We start from the raw sequence: 16,529 nt of genomic DNA, 5'->3' as shown, positions 1-16,529 counted from the left end.
AGCGCCTCGGCGCTGACCGGCACGTCGGCGATGGTGCGATCGGCCTCGCCCAGCGGGGGCACGGCCTTGCCACCGACGGTGACCGACAATGCCTGCGGACGGCCGGTCAGGATCATCGGGTTGCGCGCAGCGAGTGGCAGGGCAAAGGTCTCGCCCTTCTTCATCAACCCATCCTTCAACCGTTCGCCCGCCTCGTCATAGATGCGCAACCACACATCATCGACGGCGGTGAACACGACCGGCTGTGCAGCGGGCGCAACCGCCGCCGGGGGTGCCGCGGCAGCGGCAGGGCGCGTCTGTTCGCGGGCTGCGACCTCTTCGCTGGTGGGCGGTGTGAAGAGCTGCATGCGCCAGATGGTAAAGCCCGCCACCAAGAGGATCACGATCGCCGCCGCCGTCCAGGCGAGCGCGCGCGATGGCACCCGCGCGGGATCGGCCGGTTCGAACATCTCGTAGCGGTTGGCGCTCAGGTCTGCGCCATGCACACCCTGCCGCACCTGCGCGGCGATCTCGACCTCGTCCAGCCCCACGGCACGGGCATAGGCGCGAGCGAAACCAACGGCATAGGGGATGCCCGGCAGCGCGGCATAATCATCGCGTTCGACCGCTTCGAGCTGGCGCTGCGCGATGCGGGTGCGCGTGGCAATATCGGGCAAGGACAGCCCCATCGCTTCGCGCGCCATGCGCAATTTTGCGCCGGGTGTATCGGGCTGCCTATCCGGTGCGCTACCAGCGCCCGGCTCCAATTCCATTTCGTCTGCCATGCTGCTCCGCGACCTTAGAGTGAGGCCTTGTCTCACTGTGGGACGGGCGTTGTCAACGGCGGGAAGCGCCTCTTTTCCTCTGTTTGGCCCTTATCCCAGTTCGATATGCCGTTCGCTCGCCCATTGGGTCAGCCGCGCCCGTATATCGCGCTCGCCACTGTCGAGCAGGTCGCGCATCAACGCCTGCACCTCGCCCGCGTCGATCGCGCGGATCATCGCCTTGACCGGCCCGACCGATGCCGGGGTGATCGACAGCCGCCGAATGCCAAGGCCGATCAGCGCCATCGCTTCCAGCGTCCGCCCGCCCATCTCGCCACACACGCCGACCGGCACGGCATGCGCCTGGCAGGTCCGCACCACGCGATCCAGAAAGCGCAGGATCGCGATGCTCAGCCAGTCATAACGTTCGGCGAGCTTGGGATGGGCGCGGTCGGCGGCGAACAGGAATTGCGTCAGGTCGTTGGTGCCGATCGACAGGAAATCCACGCGCGGCAATAAGATGTCCAGCACCTCGGCGAGCGCCGGCACTTCCAGCATCGCGCCATAGCGCACCGCGATCGGCAGCTTCTTCTTGCGCGCCAGCAGCCATTCGCGCTGATGCTCCACAAGCGCGCGCGCCTCCTCATATTCCCACGGCTCCGACACCATCGGGAACATGACGTGCAAGATCTTGCCCGCCGCCGCCTCCAGCAGTGCGCGCGCCTGCGCCTTCATCAGCGCATCGCGATCCAGCGCCAGCCGCAACGCGCGCCAGCCCATCGCCGGATTATCCTCATGCTCGTCATCCTCGCGCTGCATATAGGGCAGCGCCTTGTCCCCACCGATATCCACGGTACGGAAGATGACGGGCCGGTCGCCTGCCGCGTCCAGCACATCCTTGTAGAGCCGCTGCTGCTTCTCGCGCTGGGGCAAGGTGGCCGACACCAGGAACTGGAACTCGGTACGGAACAGCCCGATGCCATCGGCCCCCACCATGTCGAGCGCCTGCGCATCCTCGCGCAGCCCGGCATTGACCATCAATTCCACCCGCTGCCCGTCAGCGGTGACCGACGGCAGGTCACGCATCGCGGCGAACTCGGCGCGCCGCTTCTGCGTCACGTGCAGCTTATTGTCGAACGCTTCGTCCATGTCCGGGGTCGGGCGGATCAACAGCGCATTGGCGTTGACGTCCATCAGGATGAGGTCGCCTCATTCACCAGATGGCGGATGTCGCGCACCCGGCCCAGCACCGGCACGCCCATGGCGCGCGCGACGATGGTGACATGGGCGGTCAGCGATCCTTCCTCCAGGATCACGCCCTTCAGCCGCCGCCGGTCATATTCCAGCAATTCGGCGGGGCCAAGATTGCGCGCGATCAGGATCGCGTCCTGCCGCAACCCCATCTGCGCCGCCGTGCCCAATTGCCCCGACACGATCCGCAACAGCCGGTTGGCCAGATCCTCCAGGTCGTGCATCCGGTCGGACAGCAACGGATCGTCAATCTGCCGCATCCGCATCCGCGTGCGCTGCTGCACCCGCTCGATCGCCGCCTCGGCGGTCAGGCCGCTGTCGATCGCTTCGTTGATCCGCCGCGTCCAGCCCTCGTCATAGGCGAACATCTTGTAGGTTTCCAAAACCTCCTGATGCTCGCCCTCCATGCCGAACTCGGCCGCGCCGGTCATCCGGTCGATCTGCTCGCGCATCTTGGCAAAGGCGGAAATGACGCGCGCGCGCTCCGCCTCGGTATCTTCCGCGACGGTATGTTCGATATGGACGCGCGGCTGGTGGAACACCACATGCCCCCGCGCCATCCCCATCACCAGTTGCAGCCCATGGAGCAGCGTCGTGCCGGTATCGGTCACGCGCAACTCGGTCTGGCCATCGTCGGCCAGTTCGGCATTGGCGATCAGCTCCGACATCACCATCGCGACGGTCTGGAGTGCCTCTATCTCCACCTCTTCATATTTGCGCGGGTCGGCATGCTGCACGCACAGGACGCCGATCGCCCGTTCGCGCCGCACGATCGGCACACCGGCAAAGCTGTGGAACAATTCCTCCCCGGTTTCGGGGCGATAGCTGAAATCGGGATGCGACGCCGCTTCGTCCAGGTTCAGCGTTTCGACATTGGTAGCGATCAGGCCGACCAGCCCCTCGCCCATCGCCATGCGGGTGACATGCACCGCTTCCTGCTTCAACCCGCGCGTCGCGAACAGTTCCAGCACGCCCTCGCGCACCAGATAGATGGAGCAGACTTCGCTCGACAGCGACTCGCCGATCACCTCGACCACCTTGTTCAGCTTGCCCTGCGCGCTGGTGCGCGACGCCATCACCTCCTGCAGGCGGATCAGGATCTGGCGGGCGGCGGCGGCGGGGGTGCTGGGCATGGCTTCATGCGCTACCAGATGCGCGACCGGCTTTCCAACGCGATTCATGCCGGAATGATGACGGTTTGCGTTAATCGCGTGACGGCGTCCGGCATATAATTGCAAAAATCACCGTGCGGCATTGCGGAAATGGCGCTCTGCTTCGTCTGATGCAATGAAGTTTCCGTTTTCTGGAACAGAGGGGACAATCGACATGACGATGATGCTGGACAAAGAAGCCAAGGACGATCTGATCGGGCGCGGCTATTCGCGCCGTCAACTGGCCGAGGTCGCTGCGCTGCTGGGCGCGGGCGTCGCCGCCAGTTCGCTGCTGAGCGGCGCTGCCCTGGCGCAGCAGCAGGCCGGGCGCGGCATCAAGGGCGCGGTCCGCATCGGCGCGAACGAATGCTGGACCGGCCCCTTCCCCGCCGGTGTCGAGGCGATCGCCGAGGCTGGTTCGCTTGGCAACTGGTATGATCCCGACAATTATCGCGGTGAACTGGTCAAGACCGTCGCCACCGTCGAAGGCATCCCCGAAAGCCATGTCATGGTGTGGCCCGGTTCCGGTGGCCCGCTGGTCAGCAGCGTCGCGGCCTATTGCTCCCCGACCAAGGGGCTGGTCACTGCCGACCCGACCTTCGAATCCGCCTGGCGCACCGCCGACTATATGAAGGCCCCCATTGCGAAGGCACCCCAGGCCATCGGCCAGGGCCATGACGTCAAGGCGATGCTGGCCGCCAATCCCAATGCGGGCCTCTATTATGTCTGCACGCCCAACAACCCGACCGGCACGGTGACGCCGCTCGCGGACATCAAATGGCTGCTCGACAACAAACCTGCCGATTCGATGCTGTTGGTGGACGAAGCCTATCTGCACTTCTCCGATGCGCCGAGCGCCGCCAGCCTGATCGGAAACCGCAAGGACATCGTCGTCATGCGGACCTTCTCCAAGCTGTTCGGCATGGCGGGCATCCGCCTCGGCCTCACCTTCGCCGATCCCGAAGTGCAAAAGCGCCTGATGCTGTTCGGCCCCACCGCCGGTGGCCTGTCGATCACCGCCATGGCCTGCGGCAACGCGGTCTATACCCAAGCGGACCTCATCAAGGCGCGCCGCGATGAAATGATCGCCAACCGCGAAGAAACTATCGCCTATCTGACCAAGAAGGGCATCGAAGTGCAGCCCGGCAGCCAGGCCAACATGTTCATGGTCAACTGGAAAAAGCCCGCCAAGGACATGCAGGCCGCCCTGGTCGCGACCCCGGAAAAGGTCCAGATCGGTCGCAGCTGGCCCATCTGGCCCACCGTCTCGCGCGTCACGGTCGGCTCGGCCGAAGACATGGCGAAATTCTGCGCCGCCGTGGACAAGGTCTATAAGGCGTAAGGTTTTTCCTCACGACAGCGCAAAGGGCGTCCGGGCAACCGGGCGCCCTTTTCGTTGGCACGAGATGACGCGAACAGGGCCGGCCGGGAACGTCAAACGCTGCTGCGCCTGAACCCGCGTCCGTCACCCCAGCGAAAGCTGGGGTCTCAGGCGGCTACATATTATCATGACCTGCACGTGCATCCGCACCTCATGCCCTTTCGGCCCTTGCCATCAAATCCCGCTATGCGTTACCCTTGCCCATAATACGAACCAAAATGGAGGCGGATGATGGCATGGCTGGGACAGGCAATGACGGTGGCGATCGCCGCGCTGGTCACGATCTCCGCTCCGGCACAATCCGCGACCACCGCCCCAGCGCCCGCCCAATGGATCGACGCCACCACTGGTCACCGCATTGTCCGGGTCGACGACCGGCCCGGCAATTATGGCCTCTATTTCAACTACAACCCTTTCACTCCCGACGGGCGGCAGATGGTCTATCTGACCGCCGAAGGCATCCGCGTCGCCGACACCCGCGACTGGACCACCCGGCTGGTGCTGCGCGAAAAGGTCGATCGGCTGCTGTTCGTCGGCTATCGCAGCGCCACCGCTTATTACACCACCAGTCCGACCAGCGGCACGGCGGACGAGGGCGCGTCGGTCATCTGGTCGGTGGACCTCGCCACCGGCCAGCGCCGCCGCATCGCCGACCTGCCCGGCGGCCGGATCGCATCGATCAACGCCGACGACACGCTGCTCGCTGGCCATCGCGAACTGGCCCCACCCCCGCCCGCCATTGCGGCGCAGGGCAAGCGCGATCCCAAGACCGGATCGCCCGGCTATGCCGGGTTCGATGCCCTGGGTCGCCCCCTCTCCTTTGCGCAAGCCAAGGAACAATGGATGGAAGCGCGCCTCGCGGCGGGCGTGCCGATGGAGATTTTCAGCATCGACATCCGCACCGGCGCGCGGCGCACGATCACCGCGTCAAAGGATTGGCTCAACCATGTCCAATTCTCGCCGACCGATCCCACGCTGCTGATGTATTGCCATGAAGGGCCATGGCATCAGGTCGACCGTATCTGGACCATCCGCACCGACGGCCGCGACAAGCGCAAAATCCACCAGCGGCTGATGCAGGGCGAGATTGCGGGCCATGAATATTGGGCACCCGACGGCCGCACCATCTGGTACGACCTCATCATGCCGCAGGGGGTGCGCTGGCTGGCCGGGCAGGATGTGGCCGATGGCAAGCGCCGCTGGTATGCGTTGAAGCCCACCCAGGGCTCCTATCATTTCAGCTCATCGCCCGATGGCCGCACCTTCTCCGGCGACGGCAGCAATGACGGCAAATATATCAGCCTGTTCCATCCCCGCCCCGATGACAGCGACCGCGCGCGCAACACGCTCGGCGGCGACACATTGGTCGCCACCGGCACGCTGGAAACCCAGCGGCTCGCCGACCTGGCGAAGCATGACTATACGCTCGAACCCAACCAGCATTTTACGCCCGACAGCAAATGGATCGTCTATCGCAGCAATATGGAGGGCAAGCCCGCCATCTATGCGGTGGAGGTCGCCAAGGCCCGCTGAGCCATCCGGCAACGCGGGTTCGGCTCACCCGTCCCCACGCATCCCCACCAGCGCGAACATCGCCCCCTGCGGATCGAGCGCCTGGATGATCCAGCCCCCGCCCGGCACTTCCATCGGCCCGTTCAGCACGGTGCCACCGCCCGCCGTCACGCGTGCCACCGCCGCGTCGATGTCGCCGACGATGAAGTAGAACAGCCAAAGCGGCACCGGCATTTCCTTGGGCCGCGGCATAATGCCCGCACTCATGCTCTGGAAATCGCTGCCCCCGGTCTGCGAGACAAGCTGATACAGGCCCATCTCGCCCATATCCATGGCCTCGCCCTTGGTCCAACCGAACGCCCCGGTGTAGAAATCCATGTCGGCATCGAAATCGCCGCTATAGAGTTCATGCCAGCCGACATGCCCCATCGCCATCGGCGGCACCGGGTCCGTATCGTCGGGACTGGAGCCTTTGAGCAGCATGAAGGTTGCGCCGCCCGGATCGGCCATCACCGCGAACCGGCCGACGCCTGGAATATCCTCGGCCTTTCGCTGCACACGCCCGCCCGCCGCCGCCAGCCGCGCCGCGTCCGCATCGACATCGCCCGACCCGACATAGCCACCCCACCAGGGCGTCATGCCACAATCCTTCGCTTCGGCCGGGATCGCCATGACGCCGCCCACTGGCCCGGCGCTGCCCGACACGACCATATAGGGATCATCGCCCGGCGCGTCGGCAAAGGCCTGCGCCGTCCAGCCCACCACATCGCCATAAAAAGCCAGCGCCGCCTGCAGATCGCTGGTCATCAGCTCATACCAGAAGAATTGCCCATTCACGTCGGCCATGGTCCATCTCCATCCAAGGGGCGACCAAGCGTTGGCCGCCCCCTTCGTCTTCGCCGATCAATGCCCGCCGTTCAACATCGCAAATACCTGATCGAAATCCCCGCGCCGGGTCGCCTCGCTCAGAAACTTCACCCCCTCGACATGGATCTCCGCCGGGGTCGGCTGTTGCCGCAACAGCGCCATGGTCTCTGTAATGAAATCGGCCAGCGGCATCATCTGGTCATTGTCGGCATGGCCCGGCATCAGGTCGGTCCGCACGCCCGGCGGCACGATCTCGATCACCTCGACGCTGCTACCCTGCAATTGCGCGCGCATCGCCTGCGACCAGCTATGGATCGCGGCCTTGGTCGCGCTATAGGTCGGCGTCGCCGCCAGCGGCACAAAGGCCAGCCCCGACGACACGGTGATCAGGCTCGCCGCCGACTGTGCCCGCAGATGCGGCAACAGCGCATGGCTCAGCCGGATCGGCCCCAGCAAATTGGTCGCCACCGTCGTTTCCGCGATGGCGAGGTCGATCCCCTCCTCCACGATCATCACCCCGGCATTGAGCACCACGGCATTGAGCGCCGGAAAATCCGCGACCAGCTTGCTTGCAAAGGCGACGATCGCCGCCGGATCTTCCATATCCAGCGTCATCGCCGCCATGCCGGGATGCGCGGCCACCACCGCATCGAGCGCCGCCTGCCGCCGCCCCGCGATGATCACCTGATTGCCTGCCTCATGAAATTCATGCGCCAGCGCCGCGCCGATGCCCGATCCGCCGCCGGTGATGAGGATGGTGTTGCCTGTCGTCTGCATATGTCACTCCTTGTCATAGTGGGTTGACCGGCATCCTACCGCCATGCTCTCTCTTGGAAAGAAGGCACCGCAAAGTGCTATACATACCGCAGAGTAAGAAATGGAAAATCCAGCGCACACAGCTTCTCCCACCGCTGAAAATTGTCCGGTGGCGCCATGGGACACCGCCCCCATCGACCCGCGCGTCGAACGACTCGTCAACGACCTGATCGGCCGCATCGCCGACAAATGGACGCTTTTGGTCTTGGAGTTATTGGAGGAGAAGGGCACGCTCCGCTTCACCCAGATCGCGCGCCAGGTCGAAGGGATCAGCCAGAAGATGCTAACGCAAACGCTGCGACAGATGGAGCGGGATGGCCTCGCCACCCGCACCGTCCATCCGGTCGTCCCGCCGCATGTCGACTATGCGCTGACCCCGCTCGGTAACAGCCTGAGCGCGGCCTTTTGCGGCGTATGGGCCTGGGCCGAAACCCACCTCGATACGGTGGAAGCCGCGCGCGCCCGGTTCGACACGCGCGACTAACCCCTATTCCTGATTGGTCGGCAGCGGCTGGATCATCAGCTTCGGCCCTGTCGCGCCCGGCTGGGCCGACGCGGCCGGCGGCGTGGCTGGCGCATCGGGCGGTGGCGGCAGGTTCTGCTGCATGGCGCTCGTCACGCTCGGCGAAAAGCCGGGCGGCGGCGCTTCGCCCGGCGGGACAGGCGGCGGCGGCAATGGCGTAGGCGAAATGACCACCGTCACGCTCGCGCCGAAACGCGACTGCCATTCGGCCAGCCGCCGCAGATAATCGGCATAGGCGGCATAGAAATCCTGGAACGGCTTTTCCAGTTCGGCCAGCGCCGTCGGCGCATAATCGAGCAGCGCGCTCGATGGCATCGCCAACAGCTTGGCCCCTACGGTCTCGGCGACCGGACAGAAACTCTTGGTCACCGGCGGCAGCGAAAAGAAATTATAGACGACCGTATTCAGCCGCTCGCGCGCGCCAAGCCCCGAACCGCCATAGGCAACCGTGTAATTCCGGTCGACCGCCTCATTGGCTGCCGTCAACAACGGCCCGTGAACATGCAGCAACCGGTTATATTGCAACCGTGGCAAGTCGGCCGGGCTGCGGCACGACAAGGCTGCGACGTTCAAGGCCATGCGCACATGCCACAAGGCCGTGTTGGACGTGACCTTGCGATTGGGGGTCAGATATTGGCCATCCACCATTTCGGGGATGCTCATATTTTCGACCGCACCCATGGGCGGGCGCGGCATGATCGTCTCGACAACGGGTGGCGGCGGGGTCGGCGGCTCCTTGACGGGAGCAGAACAGGCCGCGATCGCCGCCAGCGACACGAGCGAGAGACGGCCAGCAAAACGGCGCATGGATAACATCAAAATCTCCGAAGGGACTATCCCTCGGTCATGCCGGGCATTCGCTTCGGATGAAACCTGCCAGATGCTCGGTTCGTCGCACGCTTTCAGGCGGCTCGCCGCTCCAGCGCGTCGGCGGCCTGCGCCATCAACTGTGCGATGATGTCGGCGACCGGTTCTTCCTTGGTCACCATGCCGACCGACTGGCCCGCCATCAGCGACCCGCCCTCGACATCGCCGTCGACCACTGCACGGCGCAACGCGCCCGCCCAATAATGTTCGATCTGCAACTGCGCTTCCATCATGTCGACCGCGCCCTCGTCGAGCAGATTGGCGACTTCGCGCTGCTTGATGGTGAAATTCTCCATCCCGGCATTTTTGAGCGAGCGCACCGGAATGACCGGCAGGCGCGGGTCGATCTGCACGCTGGCGATCGCGTCGCGCGCCGACGCCCGGAAAAAGGCCTTCTTGAAATTGGGATGGGCGATGCTCTCGGTCGCGCAGGCAAAGCGCGTGCCCAGTTGCACGCCCGCCGCGCCCATCTCCAGATAGGCGGCGATCGCCTCGCCCCGGCCGATCCCGCCCGCGACGAACACCGGCACTTGGGCGGCCATGTCGGGCAATATTTCCTGCGCCAGCACGCTGGTTGAAACAGGACCGATATGCCCGCCCGCTTCCATGCCCTCGACCACCAGCGCGTCGACGCCCGACCGCACCAGCTTCTTGGCCAGGCTCAGCGCCGGGGCAAAGCAAATGAGCTTCGCGCCCTTAGCCTTGATCGCCTCGATGCTGCCCTTGGGCGGCAACCCGCCCGCCAGTACGACATGGGTGACATCATGCTTGGCGCACACATCGATCAGGTCGAACAATTGCGGATGCATGGTGATCAGGTTGACGCCGAACGGCTTGCTCGTCAGCACCTTGGTCGCCGCAATCTCCCGGTCGAGCAGTTCCGGCGTCATCGCCCCGCATGCGATCACCCCGAAAGCCCCCGCATTCGAGATGGCCGCCACCAGGTTCCGCTCGGACACCCAGCTCATCGCCCCACACAGGATCGCACTCTCGCACCCCAGAAAGTCGGTGCCACGGGCCATGAGGGAAGCGAGTTTGGCGTTGGTCATAAAGTCTTTCCTGCTGTCTCTTTTTCCCCGTCATCCCCGCGAAGGCGGGGATCCATCTCCCAGCCTTACGGCAGAGGGATGGGGCTGGAGATGGATTCCCGCTTCGCGGGAATGACGATCGAAGTAAAGAGCAACGCTGACTTAGGGGGTGCCTGGCCCCGCCGAGGCAACACGTCCATCAGGCCGCGCGGCTTGATCGATATTTGGCTCAGGCCGGAGCGAAAATGGTGCCTTTTGAGAACCGGCGCGCAGCGTGCTTAAAGCACGTGAGCACCGGAAGCGCAGAAAGGTGCCATTTGCAGCCCGGCATCAGCCAAATAGCGGTCAAGCCGCCGGCGCGTCCAGCCCATAGGCCGTATGCAGGACTCGAACGGCCAATTCCGTCTCATCCTCATCGATCAACACGCTGACCTTGATCTCGCTCGTCGAAATCGCTTCGATATTGATGCCGCGTTCGGCCAGCGTCTTGAACATCGTCGCGGCGACGCCGGCATGGCTGCGCATGCCGACACCCACGACGCTGATCTTGGCGACTTCGGTATCGGTGATGATCCGGCGGAAGCCGATCACGTCCTTATTCGCTTCCAATATGTCCACGCTGCGGGCCAGGTCCGCGCGCGGCACGGTGAAGGTCACGTCGGTTTCCTCGGTATCCTTCGAATCATTCTGGATGATCATGTCGACATTGATCGCGGCATCGGCCAGGGGCGTGAAGATGCTGGCGACCGCGCCCGGCTTGTCGGGCACGCGCGTCACGATGATCTTCGCCTCATTCTTGTCATGGGCGATGCCGGTGATGAGCTGACGTTCCATCTTATTTTCCTTGCGCTTGGCTTCCAGTTCCTCGTCGCTGACGATCAGCGTGCCGGGCAGGTCGGTCTGGGTGGGATCATCGAAGGAGGAGAGCACCTGCACGACCACGCCTTCCTTCATGGCGAGGCCGACCGAGCGGGTCTGGAGCACCTTGGCCCCCACCGACGCCAGTTCCAGCATCTCTTCATAGGTAACGAGGTCGAGCTTGCGCGCCCGCGCCACGATGCGCGGGTCGGTGGTGTAAACGCCGTCCACGTCGGTATAGATGTCGCAGCGGTCGGCCTTGATCGCGGCCGCCACCGCCACTGCCGACGTGTCCGACCCGCCCCGGCCCAGCGTCGATACGCGCCCGTCCGCCATCATCCCCTGGAAACCGGGGATCACCGCGACCTGACCCGCGCCCATGGCGGCCAGCAGCGCGCCGGTGTCGATGCTGTCCACCCGCGCCTTGGCATGCGCTTCCACCGTCTTGATCGGCAATTGCCAGCCGAGCCAGCTGCGCGCTTCCACGCCCATGGCCTTGAGCGTCATCGCCAGCAGCCCGCTGGTGATCTGCTCGCCCGCCGCGACCACGACATCATATTCGGCCGGATCATAGAGTGCCGAGGCTTCCTTGCAGAATCCCACCAGCCGGTCGGTCTCACCCGCCATCGCCGACACGACCACCGCAACCTCATGCCCCTGCGACACGACATGCTTGACCCGCGCGGCCACGTTGCGAATTCGCTCCATCCCCGCCATGGAGGTGCCGCCGAATTTCATCACGATGCGTGCCATTTGCTTGTCGAACCTGCTAGTTGGTGAGTAAGAAAATGTCCCAGAAGGGCGAAACGGCGTTTCTTTAGCAGCGGATACGGATATGGCAAGCAACCCGACAGCAACCATCGACCCCAGGGAAGCCGCCCATTTCGGGGCGATGGCCGCCGATTGGTGGGACCCCAACGGGTCCAGCGCGATGCTGCACAAGCTCAACCCCGTGCGCCTGACCTACATCCGCGCCGCGATCGACACCCATTGGCCGACAAACGCCCAATCCTTCCAACCGCTTGCCGGCAAGCGCGCACTCGATGTCGGCTGCGGCGCCGGGTTGCTCACCGAACCGCTCGCGAGGCTCGGTGCCACCGTCACCGGCCTCGACGCCGCGCCTGAAAATATCGCCGCCGCCGCCGCCCATGCCGCGACTCAGGGCCTCGCCATCGATTATCGCGCGACCCCGGTCGAGGACGTGGCCGATGGCGACTATGATCTCGTCACCTCGATGGAAGTGATCGAGCATGTCGCCGACCCCGCCGCCTTCGTCGCCGCGCTCGCTGCCAAGCTCGCGCCCGACGGGCTGATGATCCTCTCCACCCCCAACCGTACGCCGCTCTCGCGCATCGCCATGATCACCATCGGCGAAAGCATCGGCGGCATCCCCAAGGGGACGCACGACTGGGGCAAGTTCCTCACGCCCGAAGAATTCACCGCCCTGCTCGACGCCGCAGGACTCGACGTCATCGACAGCAGCGGCCTGACCTTCTCCCCCGCCACCGGCTTCACTTTGTCGGCGAACAAGGCGATCAACTATCTGCTGACCGCCCGGCACCGCCCGGCCTGATCGGCTACAGCCCCACCGCCTCCGCCCGCGCCACCAGCGCGCGGGCTTCTTCGACATGCATCGTCTCGATCATGCGCCCTTCGAAGCGCTCCGCCCCGCCGGTCGCCGCCGCGATCAGCCGCCGCGCATCGGCCAGCGCCTGCGCATCCGGCCCGAACACGCCGTTCGCCACCGCCACCTGCCCCGGGTGGATCAGCGTCTTGCCGTCAAAGCCCAGCGCATGGCCCGCCGCGCATTCCGCCTCCAGCCCTGTGAGGTCATCCAACCGGTTATACACCCCGTCGAACGCCGCAATCCCCGCCCCGCGCGCCGCCAGCACCGCCGTCTGCATCGCCAACGCCAACCCCTCGCGCCCCGCGCCCGCCGGTATCCCCAAATCCCGCCGCAGGTCGTTATTCCCCATGAACAGCCCCGCGCACCCCTCCGCGCCTGCAATCTCCACCGCCGCCAGCACCCCGCGCGCGCTTTCGATCATCGCGATCACCGGCTTCTGGCTCACGCTATAGACGTCGCGCACCTGCCGCCCGCTCTCCACCTTTGGCAGCACGACATAGTCCGCTGCCGCCGCCTTCATCGCCACCATCTCCATCCCGTGCCAGGGCGTGCCCGCCACATTGATCCGCACCGCCGCGATGCGCTCGCCAAACCCCTCGGCCAGCGCCGCGACCGCCGCCTCGCGCGCGGACTCCTTGGCGTCGTCCGGCACAGCATCCTCCAGGTCCAATATCACCATGTCGCACGGCAACGTCCGCGCTTGGCGATGGCGCGCGCATTGGACGCGGGCAGGAACAACAGCGAACGGGCGTGACGCAGCAACATGGGACTCTCCTCGGTTTGCCTTCCCCCGTTAACAAATAAGGCGCATAGTCCAACCCTGTTTCGGGAGACCATGATGCTGACTACCTTCGCGCTCACGCTTACGGGCCTCGTGCTCTTCTACCTCGCGGTCAGCGTGAAGGTGGTGCGGCAGGGCTATCAATACACCATCGAACGCTTCGGCCGCTTCACCGAAGTCGCCAAGCCCGGCCTCAATTTCTACCCCGCCTTCTTCTATGCCGTGGGTCGCAAGATCAACATGATGGAGCAGGTGGTCGACATTCCGGGGCAGGAGATCATCACCAAGGATAATGCCATGGTGTCGGTCGACGGCGTGGTCTTCTTCCAGGTGCTCGACGCCGCCAAGGCCGCCTATGAAGTCTCCGAACTCTATGTCGCCATCATGCAGCTGGCGACCACCAACCTGCGTACCGTGATGGGCTCGATGGACCTGGACGAAACCCTGTCCAAACGCGACGAGATCAACGCCCGCCTGCTGGTCGTGGTCGATCAGGCCACCAACGCCTGGGGCATCAAGATCACCCGCGTCGAACTCAAGGACATCCGCCCGCCCGCCGACATCGTCAGCGCCATGGGCCGCCAGATGAAGGCCGAACGCGAAAAGCGCGCCAACATCCTGGATGCCGAAGGCATGCGCGCGTCCGAAATCCTGCGCGCCGAGGGCGAGAAGCAGGGCCAGATCCTGCAAGCCGAAGGCCGCCGCGAAGCCGCCTTCCGCGACGCCGAAGCCCGCGAGCGCGAAGCCGAAGCCGAAGCCCGCGCCACCCAGATGGTCTCCGACGCGATCAGCGCCGGCAACCCGCAAGCGCTCAATTACTTCATCGCGCAAAAATATACCGAAGCTGTCAGCCAATTCGCCACCAGCCCCAATGCCAAGACCATCCTCTTCCCGGTCGAAGCCACCCAGTTGATCGGCACCCTGGGCGGCATCGGTGCCCTCGCCAAGGCGGCCCTGGGCGACGACGGCACCCCCACGCCCACCCCGCCTCCTCCAAGGCGCGGCCCCTTCGGCCAAAGCCAGGGGTAAGGGCCGTGCGGGCGCAACCGCCACTTAGCCCCTCCCCTTCAGGTTCAAGCGAGGCACGGGACTCGCTTGAAAGGTTTGGGTGGGCGCGCGGCTATACTAGCCCCTCCCCTTCAGGGGATGGGTTGGGGTGGGGGCCATCCTCCAGGTCCAGCACCCGCGACACGCCCCCACCTCCGTTCGTTTCGAGCCCTTCGACTGCCAGCCTGCGGCAGGCGCTCAGGATAAACTACGTCGAGAAACCTGTGCGGGGCGTTTCTCGACTGCGCTCGAAACGAACGGCGTCTTTACCCCACCCCCCGTCATCCCCGCGAAGGCGGGGACCCATCTCCCACCCTCTCCCCCGACACAGCGTAGCGATGATCAACAGGACCCCCACCCCATGACCCTGCTCACCCTGCTCGAAGATCATTGGGCCTGGCTGGTATTCGCCGCGCTGCTGGGCATTGCCGAAGTGCTGATCCCCGGCGTCTTCCTCATCTGGATATCGATCGCCGCCGCCATCACCGGCCTCGTCGCGCTCGCCCTCCCCATCGGCCTCCCGCTGCAACTCCTCCTCTTCGCAAGCCTCAGCATCGCGGCGGTCTATGCCGGCCGCCGCTGGTACGCCGACCACCCCGTCGCCTCCACCGACCCCCTCCTCAACGACCGCACCGCCCGCCTGATCGGCCAGACGGTAACCGTGGTGGAAGCGATCACCGGCGGCGAAGGCCGGGTAAAGGTGGGCGATAGCGTGTGGATCGCGTTTGGCGCGGATGCGGAAGTGGGCGCACGCGTGCGCGTGGTGGGGGCGGAGGGGACGGTTTTAAGGGTCGAGTGACCAATTGCATCAATCGACAACAGGTAAAAGATTACTTTCCTTCCTGTGGCTCCACCGACTTGCCGAACCAAGCTTTTATCGGCAGTCTGTTTGAAACATAGGGGGATAACAGATGGATTTCGCTTCTCGTTTAGCTGAGCTGCAAAAGCGCACGATTGAGCATCGCGAGGTTCTGTTGACCGAAGAGGCCGCAAAAACCGCGTTGGTCATGCCCTTCCTCCAATCGCTCGGCTATGATGTCTTCAATCCGAAAGAGGTTGTGCCTGAGTTCACGGCCGATGTTGGCATCAAAAAAGGCGAGAAAGTTGACTACGCCATCTGCCAGGATGGCAAGGTCAATATCCTGATTGAATGCAAGCCATCGACCGCTGAACTGAACGTCAATCACGCATCCCAGCTATTTCGCTATTTCAGCGTTACCGAATCGCGTCTCGCCATCCTTACCAATGGCGTCAATTATCAGTTCTTTTCAGACGTCGAAAAGCCAAACAAAATGGACGAGCGGCCATTTTTTACGTTCAGTATGGAAGCGATAAAGCCATCTGACATTCGAACGCTGGAAAAGTTCGCCAAAGCAGATTTCGATATCGAGAAGATTATCCAAGAGGCGGGCCATCTCAAACTCCAATCGCTATTGCGAAAGGCGATGGACCGGGAGTTTGCTGAACCTTCAGATGAATTTGTGAGGGTCTTCGCGGCTCATGTCGTGGAAGGGCGTCTGACACCGGGCGCGAAAGAGAGCATCGCGAAGCTAATACCTAACACCGTTGCGGCAATAATCAGGGACAAGGTCAACGAGCGACTAGCCTCGGCGCTCAATGCTTCCACGCCTACTATGGCGGAACCCGAAGAGGCGGAAATCCCGGCGCCGGAAGAAGCGATCATTACCACGCAAGAAGAGTTGAGCGGCTTTCATATTGTGCAGGCGATAGCATCACGCCTTGTCGATCCAAAGCGCATCGTCATTCGAGACAGCAAGTCATATTGCGCTATCCTTCTCGACGACAATAATCGGAAAACCATCGCGAGGCTGTGGTTCAATTCACCGACGACCCGTTATTTTGGCACATTCGAGGGCAAGGATGAGACGCGGCATCTTATGCCTGATTTGACCAGCATCTATCAATATATGGGACAGATCGAAGCGCGCCTGCGTGAACTTGACCATATTCTCGCTTAGGCAATTCATACCCAACAGCACATCAATTTTGTTCCCCGGCGAAGGCCGGGGAACAGCTAAGCAAGCATTCGAGGCCCACCCATGTTGTTGAACATGGC

At 64.0% G+C, this 16,529-nt stretch carries 13 protein-coding genes and 2 pseudogenes; 7 read left to right on the top strand and 8 right to left on the bottom strand.

All coding sequences use genetic code 11. The annotated features are described in order from the left end of the window. On the bottom strand, window positions 1-764 hold a 764-nt coding region (locus tag BF95_RS22040; protein ID WP_043154466.1), incomplete at its 3' end, for a helix-turn-helix domain-containing protein. A gap of 90 nt (window positions 765-854) precedes the next feature. After that, window positions 855-3,127: pseudogene (ptsP, locus tag BF95_RS22035) on the bottom strand (phosphoenolpyruvate--protein phosphotransferase). Window positions 3,128-3,320: 193 nt separating this feature from the next. Here ptsP and BF95_RS22030 point away from each other — a divergent pair. After that, window positions 3,321-4,487 carry a pyridoxal phosphate-dependent aminotransferase gene (locus BF95_RS22030; RefSeq protein WP_043154461.1) on the top strand — a complete coding sequence of 389 codons (1,167 nt, stop codon included), beginning with the start codon at window positions 3,321-3,323 and terminating at the stop codon, window positions 4,485-4,487. Between the two features lie 267 nt (window positions 4,488-4,754). Next, complete coding sequence (locus BF95_RS22025) at window positions 4,755-6,059, top strand: oligogalacturonate lyase family protein (protein WP_235209937.1); 1,305 nt, start codon at window positions 4,755-4,757, stop codon at window positions 6,057-6,059. Window positions 6,060-6,083: 24 nt separating this feature from the next. Here BF95_RS22025 and BF95_RS22020 read toward each other — a convergent pair whose 3' ends face one another. Further along, window positions 6,084-6,884 (bottom strand): VOC family protein, encoded by an 801-nt coding sequence (locus BF95_RS22020; RefSeq protein ID WP_043154460.1) that lies wholly within the window; start codon window positions 6,882-6,884, stop codon window positions 6,084-6,086. Window positions 6,885-6,941: 57 nt separating this feature from the next. Further along, entirely contained in the window at window positions 6,942-7,682 is a 741-nt protein-coding gene (locus tag BF95_RS22015) for an SDR family oxidoreductase (RefSeq protein ID WP_043154459.1), read from the bottom strand. 148 nt (window positions 7,683-7,830) lie between these two features. On the opposite strand from BF95_RS22015, the gene BF95_RS22010 reads away from it, so the two are divergent. Beyond that, complete coding sequence (locus BF95_RS22010; RefSeq protein WP_235209936.1) at window positions 7,831-8,205, top strand: winged helix-turn-helix transcriptional regulator; 375 nt, start codon at window positions 7,831-7,833, stop codon at window positions 8,203-8,205. A gap of 3 nt (window positions 8,206-8,208) precedes the next feature. Here the strand turns inward: BF95_RS22010 and BF95_RS22005 are convergent, their stop codons facing one another. From BF95_RS22005 to BF95_RS21990, 3 genes are all read right to left on the bottom strand, one after another. Beyond that, window positions 8,209-9,051 carry a hypothetical protein gene (locus BF95_RS22005; RefSeq protein WP_235209935.1) on the bottom strand — a complete coding sequence of 281 codons (843 nt, stop codon included), beginning with the start codon at window positions 9,049-9,051 and terminating at the stop codon, window positions 8,209-8,211. 95 nt (window positions 9,052-9,146) lie between these two features. Further along, complete coding sequence (locus BF95_RS22000) at window positions 9,147-10,160, bottom strand: NAD(P)H-dependent flavin oxidoreductase (RefSeq protein WP_043154451.1); 1,014 nt, start codon at window positions 10,158-10,160, stop codon at window positions 9,147-9,149. 324 nt (window positions 10,161-10,484) lie between these two features. After that, window positions 10,485-11,750 carry an aspartate kinase gene (locus tag BF95_RS21990; protein WP_043154447.1) on the bottom strand — a complete coding sequence of 422 codons (1,266 nt, stop codon included), beginning with the start codon at window positions 11,748-11,750 and terminating at the stop codon, window positions 10,485-10,487. A gap of 82 nt (window positions 11,751-11,832) precedes the next feature. Between BF95_RS21990 and ubiG the strand changes: the two genes are divergently transcribed. After that, on the top strand, window positions 11,833-12,570 hold the full coding sequence (gene ubiG, locus BF95_RS21985) for a bifunctional 2-polyprenyl-6-hydroxyphenol methylase/3-demethylubiquinol 3-O-methyltransferase UbiG (protein WP_043154444.1): 738 nt from the start codon (window positions 11,833-11,835) through the stop codon (window positions 12,568-12,570). Between the two features lie 4 nt (window positions 12,571-12,574). Here ubiG and BF95_RS21980 read toward each other — a convergent pair. Continuing rightward, window positions 12,575-13,389: pseudogene (locus tag BF95_RS21980) on the bottom strand (HpcH/HpaI aldolase/citrate lyase family protein). 73 nt (window positions 13,390-13,462) lie between these two features. Between BF95_RS21980 and BF95_RS21975 the strand changes: the two are divergent. The 3 genes from BF95_RS21975 (at window position 13,463) to BF95_RS21965 (ending at window position 16,431) form a co-directional block, all read left to right on the top strand. Next, the gene (locus tag BF95_RS21975; protein ID WP_043154462.1) at window positions 13,463-14,434 is read left to right on the top strand and encodes an SPFH domain-containing protein; all 972 of its coding nucleotides are present in this window, start codon (window positions 13,463-13,465) and stop codon (window positions 14,432-14,434) included. A 379-nt stretch (window positions 14,435-14,813) separates the two neighbouring features. Continuing rightward, a complete protein-coding gene (locus BF95_RS21970) occupies window positions 14,814-15,251 on the top strand; it encodes an NfeD family protein (protein ID WP_043154442.1) in 438 nt (145 codons plus the stop codon). A 112-nt stretch (window positions 15,252-15,363) separates the two neighbouring features. Next, window positions 15,364-16,431 carry a type I restriction endonuclease gene (locus BF95_RS21965; protein ID WP_043154440.1) on the top strand — a complete coding sequence of 356 codons (1,068 nt, stop codon included), beginning with the start codon at window positions 15,364-15,366 and terminating at the stop codon, window positions 16,429-16,431. Window positions 16,432-16,529: the final 98 nt, after the last annotated feature.

This window comes from Sphingobium sp. Ant17 (assembly GCF_000588875.1).
Classification (GTDB): domain Bacteria; phylum Pseudomonadota; class Alphaproteobacteria; order Sphingomonadales; family Sphingomonadaceae; genus Sphingobium.
This window is presented reverse-complemented; position numbering and strand designations above follow the sequence as displayed.

Coding starts and splice junctions, on each gene's coding strand:
- BF95_RS22030 (WP_043154461.1), top strand. CDS start 3,321: ATGACGATGATGCTGGACAAAGAAGCCAAGGACGATCTGATCGGGCGC.
- BF95_RS22025 (WP_235209937.1), top strand. CDS start 4,755: ATGATGGCATGGCTGGGACAGGCAATGACGGTGGCGATCGCCGCGCTG.
- BF95_RS22020 (WP_043154460.1), bottom strand. CDS start 6,884: ATGGCCGACGTGAATGGGCAATTCTTCTGGTATGAGCTGATGACCAGC.
- BF95_RS22015 (WP_043154459.1), bottom strand. CDS start 7,682: ATGCAGACGACAGGCAACACCATCCTCATCACCGGCGGCGGATCGGGC.
- BF95_RS22005 (WP_235209935.1), bottom strand. CDS start 9,051: ATGCGCCGTTTTGCTGGCCGTCTCTCGCTCGTGTCGCTGGCGGCGATC.
- BF95_RS22000 (WP_043154451.1), bottom strand. CDS start 10,160: ATGACCAACGCCAAACTCGCTTCCCTCATGGCCCGTGGCACCGACTTT.
- BF95_RS21990 (WP_043154447.1), bottom strand. CDS start 11,750: ATGGCACGCATCGTGATGAAATTCGGCGGCACCTCCATGGCGGGGATG.
- ubiG (WP_043154444.1), top strand. CDS start 11,833: ATGGCAAGCAACCCGACAGCAACCATCGACCCCAGGGAAGCCGCCCAT.
- BF95_RS21975 (WP_043154462.1), top strand. CDS start 13,463: ATGCTGACTACCTTCGCGCTCACGCTTACGGGCCTCGTGCTCTTCTAC.
- BF95_RS21970 (WP_043154442.1), top strand. CDS start 14,814: ATGACCCTGCTCACCCTGCTCGAAGATCATTGGGCCTGGCTGGTATTC.
- BF95_RS21965 (WP_043154440.1), top strand. CDS start 15,364: ATGGATTTCGCTTCTCGTTTAGCTGAGCTGCAAAAGCGCACGATTGAG.